Raw genomic sequence first — 15,973 nt, forward strand, 5'->3', positions numbered from 1 at the left:
GCGATCACGAGCGTCACGGGGTGGTCGCGGGTCTGCCGCCCTCGCCGCCTCCAGGCTCAGGCTCAGGCTCCGGGGCAGGGGCAGGGGCAGGGGCAGGGGCAGGCGGCTCATAGGCCTGCGTCTTCAGGGTGAATTGTCGCTCGACTGAATTCGCGTGATCCAATTGGTTCTTGAACTCCACGGACCACTGGAACGTGTAGGTCGCCGTGCCCTCAGGCAGCTTGACAGAAGTGGCGCCTGCCTCCAGCTTTTGCCAGTTGCCGCTGCCCTTGCGGTACTGCACCTTGACCTCGTAGTCACCGCTCGAGGCATTGACGGTCGGCATCGCAGGCAGCGTGAAGGTCCACTCTGCCGCACTGGTGAAGGCGTGCTCCACGGTGCCGCTCTGCCAGCCGCTCGACTCCCCGATGGAGAAGGGGTACTGCGGCGTGCCGGCTGGGCCGACGGTGTAGGTCTGGCTGTCGGTCGTGCCGTCGGAGAATCTCCATCGAATCGTGTAGCTCTGATTCGATGCGCTCGGGAGCGGGCCCTCGCCCACGGCAGTGAAGCCGTCGTCTTCGCTGTCGACCAGACCGCCGAACGTGCCGTCGTTGTTCACCCGATACTTGACTGTGCCTGCACTCGAGGGGAATGTGATCGGCGTCGCAGAGACACTGTTCGACTGCGATGTCGTGTCCCACCCGACGCTTCTGCCCTCAGCGTCGAGCCCTTCGGCCTGCAGCACGAAGGTGTTCGGCCTGTTCTTATTCAGGTCACTCGGGCCGAACGTGGTCGCCGCATTGCCGCCAGACCCCTCACGTCTGCATTCTCCGTTGACGATCCAGCAGTATTTGGTCTGACCGCCTTGGGCGCTGATGTCGCCGGTGACCGAGACCGAACCGTTCTGGGCTGACGCAGAGACGCCGGAGATGCCCGGCTTGCCGACGCCGTAGGCAGAGGTCGTCGCGGTGCCTGCGGTGGTTGCGGGCGCCTGGCGGAGTCCGGTCGGCACGTCGCGGGCGGATGCGGTGACGGTGACTCCTGTCGGCGCATTGTTCACGCCGATGGTGGTGGTTCCTCCCGAGCCTCCCAGCCCGGAGGAGCTGCCGCTCTCACTGGTCAGGGTGATGGTCGAGGCGCTGTCGTCGGGCATGCTGACCTCGATCCTCGCTTGGCGGTCGCCAGAGGGTGCGACGGTGCCGATGCTGGGCGTCGACGGCGCCTTGTACGCGAAGCCCGACACCGACGCCGTCTCACGCGACGACCCGACGTCGTTGACCGCAGCGACGGTGAAGGTCTGGTTCTCGAAGTTCTTGAGGCCGCCGATGGTGCAGGTGCCGCCGACGGCACAGTTCTTCGAGCCGCCGCCGTAGGTCACGTTGAAGCCGGTCACGGCCGGCACGCTCAGCGTCTCGCTCTGGGCGATCGCCAGTGTGACCGTGCCGTCACCGACCGTGTCGAGTCTGACGCTCGGCCTGTTCGGCCGCGCCTGGTAGTTGACCTCGATGCGCCCCTGACCGGTGTTCCCCTGCGCGTCTCTGACCTGGTAGGTGCCGCTCTTCACGCCGCCGGGGGAGTTCGCCGCGACCTGCACCGAGATGTTCGAGCCGCTGATCGAAGCGGTCACTCCTGCGGCGCCGGCAAAGCTCACACCGGTCAGCTCGACCGGGCGATACTTGCTGATCGAACCGTTCGGAGCCAGCGCGTCGACGCTGCCCGAAGCCGCGCCGCCGTCGCCCTCCGAGACATCGACCGACAGGCCGGCCGCCGACAGCGTCTGCGGCGGCAGCGTGCCGACCTGCACGCTGAGCCGCGCACCGGGCTGCGGGGCGAACGACGGCGACACGATCTTCGCGTCAAAGCCGGCCACTGACCCCTGCTGCGCGTCGGCGGCGACCGTGATCGTCGCCGAAGAGCCGCTGCAGGTCACCGTGACACCGGGCGCGCCAGACGCCGGCCCGCACTGGAAGCCGAGTTTGCCTTTGTCGTCGGTCCACTGCACCGAGTCGGTCAGCGAGACGGTCTTGGACTCGGCCGGCGCGACGACCGCGATCTGCTGCGCGCGCATCTCGGGCGGCGGGTTGTCGAGCGTGATCCTCATCGGCAGAGCGACAGTGCTGCGGGTGCCGTCGTCGCTGGCCCACTGCACCTCGACGCTGCACGTGTCGCGCTCGACCTGGCTGTCGCCGCCGGCCGCATAGGTGACCGTGGTGCCGGATGACGAGCAGGTCGCCTGCGAACGTGCGCCGGATGCCCGGGCGGCGTTGACCTGTAGCGTGCGACCGCTGAGCCGGCCGATCTCATCGACGAGATTCACCGAGACCTGCTGCTGCTCGTGCACCTCGTACACCTTGGTCGGGTCTTTGAGCTGTGGCCGGAGGGCGTCTTTCTTCGGCACGCGGACGAACGCCCACGTCTGCGGAGCCTGTTCGGCGTCGCCTTTGGGTGCCGTGACCGAAATCGGCACGATCTGCCGGTGGTCGCGCAGCGACCCCTGCACCCGATCGCCGTCGAGACGCATGCCCTCGGGAGATCCGCGCAGTTCGACCGAGAGGTCAGGGCCCGACCAGACCAGCTTGTTGGCGATGACGTCAGCGCCGAACGAGTCGCCGTCGATCTCTCCCGCACCGATCACGGTGTCGACCAGCACCGGGTACTGCGGCAGAGCGTCGTTGGTGACGTTCAGCACGATGCTTCCAGTGGCGGTGCTGCCGCCTGCGCTCTGCACCGTGTATGTGAAGACGGTCTTGCCGACGGACCGACCGGGGTGCAGCGTGACCGTGTTGTCAGAGACCTCGACCGGCGATCGCGCTGCGTCACCCTCTGCCGCTGCTGACACCACTTCGTCGGCCGACTGCAGTTCGAGCTTCTCGTCACCGACGCGGGTGTCGTTGAGCGTCGGGTCGATCGTCACGGCATCGGTGCCGGGAGCGGCTTCGACGTAGTCGTTGTAGGCGATGGGAGCCAGCGTGGTGTTCGTGATGACACCGACCCGCATGTGCGCGGTACCGGTCGCCCCGCGCGAATCGGCGACGGTGTAGTCGAACTCGATCGGCCCGGCGTCATCGGTGCTGCTGACCTGCACCCGCCCGTCCGCGAGCACCTGCGCCGACCCGCCCTGCCCCGGCTGCGTGACCGAGACCACGCTGACGTCGTCGCCGTCGGCATCCACGCCGAAGCTCGGCACGCTGATCATCGTGCTGCTGCGTGCCTCGACACGAGCGTCGATGTTCTTGGGGGTCGGTGACTGGTTGCCGTCCTCGGTGGTCACCCGCACGTTCACCCGGCCGATCGAGCCCTCCCCCGGGTGCCCCGCGGAATAAGTTCGGTAGTCGATCGTATAGCTGCCCGGTGTGTCACTCGCCAGATAGCGCAGCACGGAGCCGGAGGGGAAGGCAAGACCAGGCAGATCGTCGGTGGTCTGCCGCGGGTCGAGCATCAGAGTGCCTCCCGCCGGGGCCACGTCGTTGTCGAGCACCGGGATGTCGATCTGATCGCCCGCCCGCACCGTCACCTGATCGGCGACGGCGACCGGCTTCGTCGACAGGCTCTCGTCCAGCTGGAAGACCGTCGCCTGGCCGGTGATCGTCTGCGCCCCGTCGGTCACCGCGTAGGTGAACGTGCCGATGCGACCGGGGCGCTTGTCGGGAGTCTGCCCGCTGACCCGCAGCGAACTTCCGCCGACGGCCGCTGCATTGAGCGACGACCTCGGGTCGGCCAACGAGTACTGCTGGCCGTCGCCGACCATCAGCACTCGCCCGCCGGGGTTGCTCACCGGCTGCAGCGGATCGACGGTGACGTCTTCGTCGGGCCGCAGGAACACGCTGATGGGCGGGGTGCTCATCTTGCTCTCGGCGGCACTGGCCGTGATCAGCAGCGTCGCGGTCGCCTGGCTCGACCCCGACTTCACCTCATACGTCACCGGGTAGACCCCGGCCTCGCTCGCCATGACGCTCACCGAGAGCGAGTCGCTGCTGGGCTGCACGCGCACCTTCGACTGCAGGCTCTCATCGACGGTGGCGCGGCTGAGCTCGACGCGGCTGCCCTCGACGCCACCACCCGAGACACCGCTGACGAACTCGCTGAGGTCGATCGACGGCGAGGTGCCGACGGTGACCGTGCGCGAGAACGAGCGCGCCTTGAGCAGCGGGGAGTCGGCGACGGTCACCGGCACGTCTCGCGTCGCGACGCCGCCGCGGCCGTCGGAGACCTCGACGGTGATCACGACGCGGCCGGCAGGCTGGTCGTCGTCGGCCTTGTAGGCGATCATGCCCGACGGCGTGGCTGCGGCGGTGCCGGCGGATGCGGTGGCCTGCGTCACGTAGACCGGATCGCCATCGGGATCGACCCATCCGTTCAGCCCGTTGAACCGCAGCGAGCCGCCGGGAGCGACCTGCAGGTTGGCCAACGACTGGTCGTTGACCGCGCGATACTCCGGTGCGCTGTTCTCGCTCAGCGGGTGCACGGTGACTTTGGCCTCGGCGTTCATCCGACAGTCAGAGCCGTCGGTGATGACGAAGCCGATCGTGCCGCTGCCCTCGGTCGCCGTCGGCGAGAGCGCGACGGCCTGATCGTCATTGACCGCCGACAGATCGCCGAGACCGCCCGCATCCCACTTCGGGCTGTCGGCCGACGGCACGATCGAGATCGTATCCTGTGGGTTCGGATCGAGTGCCGACACCAGAACGGGAACCGTGGTGAGCTGTCCGGGCCGCACCCCGAACTCGGCGTTGGCGCCGCTGGCCGGAATCGGGCACTCGTTCTGTCGGGCGTCCAGGTTCTGCTGCGCGTCGGTGGTCTCTTCTTGCTCGTCATCACGCTGCCAGGCGACCGACGACGGCACCAGCGTCCAGTCGTCACCCGAGCGCTGCCAGATCAGCCCGGAGGCCACGTCGTTGAGCACAAAGCCGCCGTTGTTGCGTCGGAACACCGGCTGGCTCGTGCTCGCAGCCGCCTGAGTCGGTACGTCGAGCGACTGCGAATCACCGCCGCAGTCTGAGACCGACATCGCGCTGCCCGACCCCCAGGCGGCATGCAGACAGCCGGCCTCCCAGACCGGGGCGGCGGGCGTGCCCTGCGCATCCACACTGACGTCGCCGTCATCGCCGTTCGCGTCGAAGGTGCGCAGCCCCGATTCGTCGGCAGTCGCAAGCTGGTCGGCTTCTGCATCGGCGACGGCAAGCCGAGCACCCGCGCCGAGCGAGGACTCCACCTGCGCACCGTCGATCCACAGCGTCGCGCCGCTGTCGCTGTGATCGAGGGCGGCCCAATGCTCGCCGAACACCGTCATCTCGACCTTGTCGCCCGACGTCGGCCCGTCAGTCGACCGTCGTGCGGCCTCTCTGCCGCTGGTGACGTCGAACTCGACGAGGTCTCCCGCGCTGCTCAGCCCGAAGAGGCGCCCCCGCTCGGTGACGGCACCGGCCACGAACCGTTCGGTCTCATCGCCCTCACGCCGATTGATCGGCGACGGCGAGACTCCCCTGGCCAGATCGCCGATCGACTCCGCGCCCAGCGCGCCGGTCTTGCGGTTCAGAAAGGCGACGTAACCGCCGGAGGGCACGATCACATCGGCGTCGAAGGGCGCCGCGGTGACTTCCTGCGGGTCGTCGACGCTCACCGGGTTCGCGGGGTCGACCGTCTTCAGCTTCTGCTGGTCGCTGTAGAGCACGACGTCAGAGCCGCTCTGCAGCACACCGCTGATTCTGAACGCGCTCGGGTCGCCCGCGTGAATCGCACCCAGCTCGGTGACGTCGGTGTTGACCTGCCCATAGAGCGGGCCACGGCCGTTGACCGACCACACTGTGGGGTTTGCCAAGTCGGCCTGCTGCGTGGGCACTCCGCGCCAGACGATGACGCCCACCGCTGCCAGCGAGACGATCACCAGCAGCGCGATCCACCGCGTCCATCGGCTGCGCAGCAGGCGCTGCAGGCCGACGCCCGCACCTGCGACGCCGGCCGGACTCACCGCCCGACCACCCAGATGGTGACGGCCACCGCGATCACGACGAGCGCAGCGGTCATGCCAGACCACAGCCACAGGCGACCCCGCCCCGAAGCACCTCGGGCCTCATCGACCACCTCAGTCTGCGTCGCCAGCTCGCGCACGCTGCGGCCGTGCCGCCGGCGGCCCGAGGCCACCGGCACAGCCGCACGCTTCGGTCCGCGCAGCGCAGCGTCATCGAACCCGAGCACCGACCCGGCGCCCGCCCACTCTGACGAGGCCACTTCGAGCTGCGTGGGCACGACGCCGATCTGCTGCTGAATCTGCTGGATCGCGCGGGCGAACTCGAGCGCCGTCGCCGGGCGCTCGGCGGGATTGGTCGACAGCGATCGCTGCAGCAGCTGCTGCAGTGCGGGCGGAACGTCTTCGCGGTTGATCGGCGTGATGCGGCCTTTGACGATGCGCGCCTTGAGCCGGTCTGCCGAGTTGCGCCCAGAGCCCGGTATCTCGAACGGCGAATGCCCGGCCAGCAGGGTGTAGACGGTCGCAGCCAGCGAGTACACCTCGGTGGCGACCGTGCCTCTCGTCTGCTCGCGCACGACCTCCGGTGCGCTCCAGGGCACCGACATGGCGAACAGATCGGTCGCGTGGCGGCCGGAGAGCGAGGTCGCGATGCCGAAGTCGGCCAGCACCGGCGTGCCGAACGAGGTGAAAAGGATGTTCGAGGGCTTGATGTCGCGATGCAGCACCCCCGCCCGGTGTGCGGTCTCGAGCGCACTGCCCATGCGCACAGCGATGTCGAGCACCGCCGGCAGCGGCAGCACCCGTTCGCGATAGGCCGGGGAGACGCCCGTCGGGCAGTATTCCATGACCAGGCAGGGGCGGCCGTCGGGAGCGATGCTCGCCTGATAGACGTTGAGAATGGCGGGATGCGAGCTGAGCCGCGCCATGACGTCGGCCTCGGCGTTGAACATGCGCACGACGTCTTCGTCGACGACGTCGGAGAGCAGCACTTTCACCGCGACCGGGCGACGGGGCATGTCCTGTTCGAACAGGAAGACGTCGGCGAAGCCGCCGGTTCCCAGCGGCCGCACATAGGTGCAGCCGGAAAGCACCGGAGGAGCGGACGGCAGTCTTTTGCCCATGTCACCCTCCCGAAGTCTCTAGCGATTCTAAGGCACAGGAGGGCGAAGACACACGTCGAAATGGCTATTGCGAACGGTCAGTGGATGCTCGCGCACGCCGCTCTCGACGAATCGGCCTGGTGTCGGCCTCGTCGGAGGCCCGGCCGACCGGCACTGTATCGTCGACGGGCTCGACGACGCACTCGTCTGGGGCGGCAGTCGGCCCGCGCCTGATCACGACGGTGTCGTCGTCGAGGTCGTCGTCGGACTCGCTGGGAGTGATCAGCACGGTCTCGTCTGCCTCAGTGAGGATGCGCGCCCGTCGGCTCGACCGAGAGACATAGCGGGTGTCTCCGGTCTCTGCGGAGTGCTCGACCTCATGGTGGGCCGCGCTTCGACGCCTTTTGTGCACCAACGCAACGTCGGCCAGCGAGGCGAGGCTTTCGCTGGGCGACTCCGGGTCGCTGAGCGACCCGCCCGACACCACGTCGACCACGATCACCGTGACGTTGTCGGTGCCCCCGGCGATCAGTGCGCGCTCCACGAGCGAGTCGGCCGTCGTCTGGGGAGTGCCGCCCATCACGAGCGAGGCCCGCAGCGCCTCGGCGCTGACCAGACCGTGCAGTCCGTCAGAGCAGATCAGCAGCCGCTCGCCGGTGACGACCGGCGCCAGAAAGAAGTCGGGATCGGAGTCGTCGCCCCCGACCGCCTTCGTGATCTCGTTGCTTCGTGAGCTCTCGGCGGCCTGCTCGGGCGTGATGCGACCGGCGTCGAGCCACTGCTGCAGCTGCGAGTGGTCGTGCGTCCACTGCACCAGAGACCCGTTGCGCGACCGGTACACGCGCGAGTCGCCCACGTTGAAGACCAGCCAGTGCGGCTCGCCTGCCGACTCGACCAGCGCGACGCCGCTGACGGTCGACCCTGCGCCATGCGGGCGACTCGCCGAGAGCTCGGCAACCTCGCGCTGGGCCTGCCGCAGAGCATCGGCCACCGCATCCGCCGACGCCGCACCACCTGTCGAAGCCGCTGCGAGCGCACGCAGCCGCTCGATCACCAGCTCGCTCGCGATCTCGCCCGAATCGTGCCCGCCCATGCCGTCGGCAACCGCATAGACGGGTCGCTCGGCGATGCCGGCGTCTTCGTTCAGCCTGCGTCGCAGACCGACGTCAGTGGCGAGGGCGGCGTTGATCTGCAGGGCGTTCACAGTGCTGGCTCCTCATGTCGGCGGCGATGCTCGCCTCAACGTTACCCTGCGGCTTCGCCCCGAGGCGTCAGCCGAAGAGCGTCACCAGCCGATCGAGAAGCGCCTGACTCCCACTCACTCGGCCGCGCCGCTGAACTGACTCTCATAGAGCCGACGATAGGCACCGTGCTGTTCGAGCAGCTCGTCGTGACTGCCCTGCTCGACGATGCTGCCGTGCTCCATGACCAGAATCGTGTCGGCGTCACGAATCGTGGAGAGTCGGTGGGCGATCACGAACGAGGTGCGATCGGTGCGCAGGGCCGCCATCGCGTGCTGCACCAGCGCCTCGGTGCGGGTGTCGACCGCAGAGGTCGCCTCGTCCAGAATCAGCAGCGTCGGTCGGGCGAGGAACGCCCGCGCGATGGTGATCAGCTGACGTTCGCCGGCCGAGATGCTGCCGTTCTCTTCGTCGATGACGGTGTCGTAGCCCTCGGGCAGCTGACGTACGAAGCGATCGACGAAGGTGGCCTGTGCGGCGGCCACGACCTCGTCGTCGGTCGCATCGAGTCGGCCGTAACGGATGTTCTCGAGGATGCTGCCCTTGAACAGCCAGGTGTCCTGCAGCACCATGCCGGTCTGCGAGCGCAGGTCGGCGCGTGAGATGTCTGTGATGTCGACGCCGTCGAGCAGGATGCGCCCCGAGGTGAGTTCGTAGAAGCGCATCAGCAGATTGACCAGAGTGGTCTTGCCTGCTCCGGTCGGGCCGACGATCGCGATCGTCTGGCCCGGCTGCGCCTCGAACGAGAGGTGCTCGATGAGCGGCTCGTCCGGGTCGTAGCTGAAGCTCACGTCGTCGAAGGTGACGCGGCCGGTCGGATGCTCGGGCAGCTCCTCGGTGGCGGTGTCGGGATCCTGTTCGTCGGCGTCGAGCAGCTCGAAGATGCGCTCGGCCGAGGCGACGCCCGACTGCAGCATGTTGGCCATGCCCGACATCTGTGCGAGCGGCTGAGTGAACTCGCGCGAGTACTGGATGAACGCGGTCGCGTCGCCCAGCGTCATCGTGCCCGAGGCGACCTTCAGCCCGCCGAGCACCGCGATGCCCACGTATGACAGGTACGAGACGAACTGCATCACCGGCATGATCATGCCCGACACGAACTGAGCGCCCGCCGACGCCTGGTACAGGCGGCCGTTCTGCTCGGTGAAAGCCTGCTCCATGCGATCGCTGCGCCCGAAGATGGTCACGAGATCGTGCCCTGAGAACGACTCCTCGATAGTGCCGTTGAGCTGGCCGGTCTCTTTCCACTGAGCCGCGAAGAGCTTCTGCGAGCGCACGCCGATCACGCCGGTGATCACAGCGGCGAGCGGCAGCGCGAGCAGGGCGACCAGCGCAAGCTGCCACGAGACGACGAACATCATCACCGTGACGCCGATGACGCTCAGCGCCGACTGCACCAGCTGGGCGAAGGCCTGCTGCAGGGCGTTCTGCACGTTGTCGACGTCGTTGGTGACGCGCGAGAGCAGATCGCCGCGTTTGCGAGTGTCGAAATAGCTCAAAGGCAGCGCGTTGAGTTTGTCTTCGACCTGGGAGCGCAGCTTGCTGACTGCCTGCATGGTGATGCGGTTGAGCACCTCGCCCTGCGCCCACATGAACGCCGACGAGATCACATACATGCCCAGCACGATGACGATGATGACGCCGAGCCGCGTGAAGTCGATGCCCATGCCGGGCACCACGTCCATGTTGGCGAGCATGTCGGCCATCTGCGTGTCGCCCTGGGCACGCATCTGCTCGACGAGCTGATCTCGGCTGACGCCCTGCGGCAGCTGGCTGCCGACGACGCCGTTGAAGATGGTGTCCATCGCCTGGCCCAGCACCTTGGGCGCCCAGACGTTCAGCACCACCGAGCAGGTGACGAACAGCAGCACCAGCACGAGCGGCAGCTTGTGCGGAGCAAGCAGGCCGAAGAGGCGTCGCACCGACGGCCAGAAATGCTGTGCCTTGGTGACCGCTGGGGCGTCTCCGAACATGTCGCCGTCGCCGGGCGCCGGCATGAAGTCCTCGTCATCGGGTTCGTGCACGTGTGAGGCCGCGGCCTTCGTCTGTGCCGCGTCTCGCTTGTCTGCGCGTTCGCTCATCACGCCGCCTCCTCTGCCGACAGCTGCGATCTGACGATCTGTTGATAGGTCTCGTTCGAGGCGAGCAGCTCATCGTGCGTGCCCTGACCGACGATGCGGCCGTCGTCGAGCACGAGGATGCGATCCGCCTCGCGAATCGTCGCGACGCGCTGCGCCACGATGATCGCCGTCGACCCGGCCAGCGCAGGCTTCAGGGCGCGCCGCAGCCGCGCATCCGTCGCCACGTCGAGGGCTGAGAACGAGTCGTCGAAGAGATAGACGTCGGGGTGTGCGACCAGCGTGCGCGCGATGCAGAGCCGCTGCCGCTGGCCGCCCGAGACGTTGGTGCCGCCCTGCGAGATGCGGCGTTCGAGGCCGTCGGGATGCTCGCGCACGAAATCGGCCGCCTGTGCGACCTCGAGCGCCTGCCAGAGCTGGTCATCGGTTGCGTCCTCGCGCCCGAAGCGCAGGTTGCTCGCGATCGTGCCCGAGAACAGAAACGGCCGCTGCGTGACCAGACTCACCCGCTCGGCGAGCTGACGGCGCGAGAGCTCGTCGACCGGCACGCCGTCGATGCGAACCTCGCCGGCGGTCGCCTGCAGCAGTCGCGGAATCAGGCTGAGCAGCGTGGTCTTGCCCGACCCTGTCGAGCCGATGATCGCAACCGTCTCGCCGGGACGCGCGGTGAAGGTCAGGTCGGCGAGCACCGGCTGCTCGGCACCCGGGTAGCGAAAGCCCGCGCCGTCGAACTCGACCACGCCGGTGCGCGGCACCTCGCGTTCGTGCTCCGGCTCGGTCTGATCGGGCTCGGTGCTCAGCACTTCGTCGATGCGCTCGGCGCACACGACGGCGCGCGGAATCATCATGACCATGAAAGTGCCCATCATCACGGCCATCAGAATCTGCAGCAGGTACTGCAGAAATGCGGTGAGCGAGCCGACCTGCATCTCGCCTGCGTCAACCCGGTGCCCGCCGAACCACAGCACTGCTGCGGTCGCGAGGTGCAGCACCATGCCGATCACGGGGAACATGAGCACGAAGATGGCGCCGACTCTGAGCGAAACGTCGGTGAGACGGTGATTCGCGCCTGCGAAGCGTGCGGTCTCATGGGGTTCGCGCACGAACGCCCGCACGACGCGGATGCCGATGATCTGTTCGCGCAGCACGCCGTTGATGTCGTCGATGCGATCCTGCATGCCGCGGAAGAGCGGCATGAGCCTGGCGACCAGAAAGCCCACGATGACCAGCAGCAGCGGCACCGACGCCCAGACCAGCCACGACAGCCCGACGTCTTCGCGCACGGCCATGACGATGCCGCCGATGCACATGATCGGGGTCGACACCATGAAGTTCAGGGTCATGAGCAGTAGCATCTGCACCTGCTGCACGTCGTTCGTGCCTCGGGTGATCAGCGTGGCGGCGCCGAGCCCGCTCACCTGCTGCGCGCTCATCGACGTGACGGTGTCGAACACACCGGCACGCAGGTCGCGACCCACTGCCATGGCGGTGCGCGCGCCGAACCAGATGCCCCCGACGGCGGTGACCACCTGGACGAAGCAGACCAGGAGCATCCTCGCGCCGATCGACCAGATCAGATCGGTGTCACCCTGGCTCACGCCGTCGTCGATGATCTCGGCGTTGAGGCTGGGCAGGTACAGCGCAGCCAGCGTCGAGATGAGCTGGAGCACGAAGACCGCCACGACCCAGGGCCAGTAGCGCTTGGTGAATGCGGTCAGCAGTCTGAGCAGAGTCATGAGCGTCTCTCTGCTGCGGGGACACGTCAGCGGCCCGGCGAGCACATCAGCCCTGAGCCTCTGCGAGCGCTCTCGACTCGATGGTGCGCGCCTCGCGATGTGTGGCCTGCCACCCCGACTGCGAAATCGGCTGGGGATGCTGGCTCAGGTGGTCGCGCAGCGCGTCGCCTTGAGCGTCGTCAGGAGCGTCGCGGTGTGGTGCGAACGGGTGTTCGCATTGTCGGAGGTGCAGGAACAGATGCGTGTCGCGTTGGGGGATGACAGCGCAGCTGCATCAGTATGCCAGACGCATGAGGTCCGGCTCAAACTCGAAGCCCTGACTCGAGTTCGAAGCCCCGGCGCGAACTGCAGCCCAGGCAGGGAGCAGAAGAGGGCCCCACCAATGGTGGGGGCCTCTCACCGATGCGATGTCATCGTGCTGCGACCCTCAGCCGAGGGTCGGACTCATCGCGTCGGCTTCGACGACTTCAGCGCATCGAGTTTCGCACCCTCCACATCGACGTCGGGCAGAATGCGGTCGAGCCACTTGGGAATCCACCAGGCCGAGCGCCGCAGCAGGTACAGCGCGGCGGGCACGATCGTCATGCGCACCAGGAATGCATCGATCAGCACGCCGAACGCGAGCGCGAAGCCGATCGGGCGAATCATCGTCAGCTCCGAGAAGACGAACCCGGCGAAGACGCTGATCATGATGATGGCCGCAGCCGCGACCACGCGACCACCGACTTTGTAGCCGTGCAGCACGGCCTGGCGCGGGGTCGCCCCGTGTGCGAAGCTCTCGCGCATGCCTGAGCCCAGGAACATCTGGTAGTCCATGGCCAGGCCGAAGAGCACGCCGATCAGGATGATCGGCAGGAAGCTCAGCACCGCAGCCGGGTCGTGCACCCCGAAGACAGAGCCCAGCCATCCCCACTGGTAGATCGCCACGACCGCTCCGAGGCTGGCCGCCAGCGAGAGCAGGAATCCCAGCGTCGCGAGCACCGGCAGCAGCACCGACCTGAACACCAGAATCATCAGCACAAGCGAGAGACCGACCACGATCGCGAGATACGGCGGCAGGGCGTCACCGAGCTTCTTCGACACGTCGATGTTCGCAGCTGTGAGCCCGGTCACCCCGACCTGCGCGCCAGTCTGCTGCTCGATCTCGGCGGCATCAGCCCGAATGCGCTCGACGAGCTGCTCGGTCTGCTCCGTCGACGGGCCGTCGTTCGAGACGACCTGCAGCACAGCGGTGCGATGATCGTCGCTCGCTCCGCCGGGCACCGCGGCAGCGACCCCGTCGATCGAACGCAGACGATCGACCAGGTCGAGTGAGGCATCCTCCTGCTGCTCGGCCGTGGTGACGCTCTCGGGCAGCTCGGCCACGACGACCAGCGGCCCGTTCGAGCCGGCCCCGAAGTTCTCACTGATCAGCTGGTACGACTTGTACGCCGTGCTGCTGGGCTCTTCGGAGCTGCCGTCGGGCAGCCCGAGCCGCAGCTGGCCGGCGGGCAGCGCGAGCACCCCGGCGATGATGACTCCGGCGAGAAGCGCCAGCCACGGATGCGCGGTCACGATGCGTCCCCAGCGCGGGCCCGCCTTGGACGAGCGTTTCGAGGCGGACTGTGCGGCAGCCTGCGACGAGGCCTGCGGCGCCTGCTCTGCCGCTGCGTCTGCCGTCTCAGCGGCAGGATCGACGCCGGAGCTCTGCAGCGCACGCCGCTCCCGGCGGCTCAGGATGCGCATCCCCACGAAGCCGAGCATGGCCGGCGTCAGCGTGAGCGCGACGAGCACGGCGACGATGATCGTGCCGGCACCGGCGAGACCCATCACGGTCAGGAACGGCAGCCCGGGAACGGCCAGCGCGGCGAGCGCGATGACTACGGTGAGCCCGGCGAAGAGCACGGCGTTGCCCGACGTGCCTGAGGCATGTGCGATGGACTCGTGCATCGGCATGCCCTGTTTCAGCTGGATGCGATGGCGATTGACGATGAAGAGGGAGTAGTCGATGCCGACGGCGAGGCCGAGCATCAGCGCGAGCATCGGCGAGACCGAGGTCATCTCGATCACACCGGTGAGGGCGAAGGTCGTGCCGACGCCGACGACCACTCCGACGATCGCCATGAGCAGCGGCAGACCGGCACCGATCAGCGTGCCGAGCATGATGACGAGCACGATCGCGGCGACCAGGATTCCGATCGCCTCGCCCGGGCCGAACAGGCCTGAGATGCTCGACGCGATCTCGGTGCTGTACTGAGGTGTCACGCCGGAGCCGTCGAGAGCTTGGTTGACGGCTTCGACGACGGCGTCTTTGTCTTCGGCCGAGACGTTGTCGGACGAAGTCGTGAAGGTCACCTGCGCCTGTGCGATGCGGCCGTTGTCTGAGACCAGCTGCACCCCGGATGCGGCGTCGAGAGAGCGCTCGGCACGAGTGAGTTCGGCCTGCTGTCGGTCGAGTTCGGCGCGACCGGCGTCGAGCTTCTCCTGCTGGGGCGCCAGCTGCTGCTGCGCGGCCTCGAGCTGCGCAGTCAGGGCGTCGGCCTGCGCGGTGGCCTGCGCGGATGCGGCAGACTGCCCGGCGTCAGCAGCCTGCTGAGCCGCCTGCTGCGCGGCGTCGCGGGCCTGCTCGAGCTGAGTGAGGGGGCTCTTCGCCGCATCCAGCTGTTGCTGACCGGCATCGAGCTGCGCCTTTGCGGCGTCGAGCTGGGGTTTGCCCTGATCGATCTGCTGACGGCCGGACTCAAGCTGCTGCTGTGTCTCGAACGGGTCGATCACAGTGGCGACGGCGTCCTGCTGCTTCACGTCGGCGAGCGCACGCCCGATGGCGGCCTTCTGCTCGTCGGTGAACTGCTTTCCCTCGCCCGCATCGAAGACGATGCTGCCGGTGCCGCCCGATGCCGCGGGGATGCGATCGGAGAGTCGGTCGATCAGCGTCTGTGACTGGGTGCCCGGGATCGTGAAGTTGTTGCTGGTCGTGCCGGCGAAGGCGGCGACCGCCCCACCGACCGCGATCATGATGATCAGCCAGATCGACGCGACCATGCGCCGGTGCGCCGCGCTGAAGCGCCCGAGTCGGTAGAGCAGTGAGGCCATGGAGAGGTTCCTTCGTGTGGGGGCGGGCTAGAGCGCGGTCTGCGGGTAGGGGGTCGGCATCAGAGATCCTGATACCCATCGCGCACGGTCTTGACTGCTTCGAGCAGCTGGTCTTTGAGGTTGATGAGGTCGGCATCGGTGAGCGCAGCGCCTGCGAAAGCGGCGTGCGTACGAGACTCTGCAGCACCGATTGCGGCTGTGCCCTGATGTCGCTCGCCGAGCCAGACGTTGATGGTCGCACGGCAGCTCGCCAGCACCGACGCGACGAACACCACCAGGCGTATGCGTGGCATCCCCTCAGGCGCGCGCTGCTGCAGCGCGGTGACGAAGCGAGATTCCGCCTCATCCCACGCCATCAGTTCGTACTGCAGGAATTCGGCGTGCCCATCGAGGGCCGCAGCGAGTTCGAGGCACTGCTGCAGATAGCTGGACGTGACGCTGCTGGTGAAGACCTGCATCACGACATCGATGACGGATTCGTCAGCGGGACGATTCTCGATCTGCTGTCGGGCCTTGACCAGCAGATCTTCGGTGGGCGCATTGAGCGCTGCGTCGATGCCGGGAAAGTAGTTGAAGAAGGTGCGTCGTGAGACCCCTGCATGCTCGGCGATCTGCTCGACGTTCACGTGATCGCGCCCATGCTCGAGCACCAGGCTGATGGCGGCATCGATGATTGCCGCTCGGGTGGCCGCGCGATTGAGCTCGCGTCGGCCAGGCTCACGCACAGCGTCGGGACGCGACGCTGATTGTTGTGCAGAAGAGACGGGCATGAAATTACCCTACGTGCAAGTTTGCCCGG

At 67.6% G+C, this 15,973-nt stretch carries 7 protein-coding genes; all 7 read right to left on the reverse strand.

Going from position 1 to position 15,973, the window contains the following annotated elements:
• Positions 1-13: 13 nt before the first annotated feature.
• Positions 14-5,947 (reverse strand): Ig-like domain-containing protein, encoded by a 5,934-nt coding sequence (locus tag F8O07_RS01220; protein ID WP_158030358.1) that lies wholly within the window; start codon positions 5,945-5,947, stop codon positions 14-16.
• The gene (locus tag F8O07_RS01225; protein WP_158030359.1) at positions 5,944-7,068 is read right to left on the reverse strand and encodes a serine/threonine-protein kinase; all 1,125 of its coding nucleotides are present in this window, start codon (positions 7,066-7,068) and stop codon (positions 5,944-5,946) included. Before F8O07_RS01225 ends, F8O07_RS01220 begins: the two co-directional genes overlap by 4 nt.
• Before the next feature lie 64 nt (positions 7,069-7,132).
• Complete coding sequence (locus tag F8O07_RS01230; protein WP_158030360.1) at positions 7,133-8,251, reverse strand: PP2C family protein-serine/threonine phosphatase; 1,119 nt, start codon at positions 8,249-8,251, stop codon at positions 7,133-7,135.
• Between the two features lie 114 nt (positions 8,252-8,365).
• Complete coding sequence (locus F8O07_RS01235) at positions 8,366-10,369, reverse strand: ABC transporter ATP-binding protein (protein WP_158030361.1); 2,004 nt, start codon at positions 10,367-10,369, stop codon at positions 8,366-8,368.
• Positions 10,369-12,102 carry an ABC transporter ATP-binding protein gene (locus tag F8O07_RS01240; RefSeq protein ID WP_158030362.1) on the reverse strand — a complete coding sequence of 578 codons (1,734 nt, stop codon included), beginning with the start codon at positions 12,100-12,102 and terminating at the stop codon, positions 10,369-10,371. The genes F8O07_RS01235 and F8O07_RS01240 overlap by 1 nt, the downstream gene beginning before the upstream one ends.
• A gap of 444 nt (positions 12,103-12,546) precedes the next feature.
• Positions 12,547-15,174, reverse strand: a complete 2,628-nt coding sequence (locus F8O07_RS01245; RefSeq protein ID WP_158030363.1) for an MMPL family transporter — start codon at positions 15,172-15,174, stop codon at positions 12,547-12,549.
• Positions 15,175-15,233: 59 nt separating this feature from the next.
• The gene (locus F8O07_RS01250) at positions 15,234-15,944 is read right to left on the reverse strand and encodes a TetR family transcriptional regulator (RefSeq protein WP_158030364.1); all 711 of its coding nucleotides are present in this window, start codon (positions 15,942-15,944) and stop codon (positions 15,234-15,236) included.
• Positions 15,945-15,973: the final 29 nt, after the last annotated feature.

Source organism: Pseudoclavibacter sp. CFCC 13796, assembly GCF_008831185.1.
Classification (GTDB): Bacteria; Actinomycetota; Actinomycetes; order Actinomycetales; family Microbacteriaceae; genus Pseudoclavibacter_A.

Coding starts and splice junctions, on each gene's coding strand:
- F8O07_RS01225 (WP_158030359.1), bottom strand. CDS start 7,068: ATGGGCAAAAGACTGCCGTCCGCTCCTCCGGTGCTTTCCGGCTGCACC.
- F8O07_RS01235 (WP_158030361.1), bottom strand. CDS start 10,369: ATGAGCGAACGCGCAGACAAGCGAGACGCGGCACAGACGAAGGCCGCG.
- F8O07_RS01240 (WP_158030362.1), bottom strand. CDS start 12,102: ATGACTCTGCTCAGACTGCTGACCGCATTCACCAAGCGCTACTGGCCC.
- F8O07_RS01245 (WP_158030363.1), bottom strand. CDS start 15,174: ATGGCCTCACTGCTCTACCGACTCGGGCGCTTCAGCGCGGCGCACCGG.
- F8O07_RS01250 (WP_158030364.1), bottom strand. CDS start 15,944: ATGCCCGTCTCTTCTGCACAACAATCAGCGTCGCGTCCCGACGCTGTG.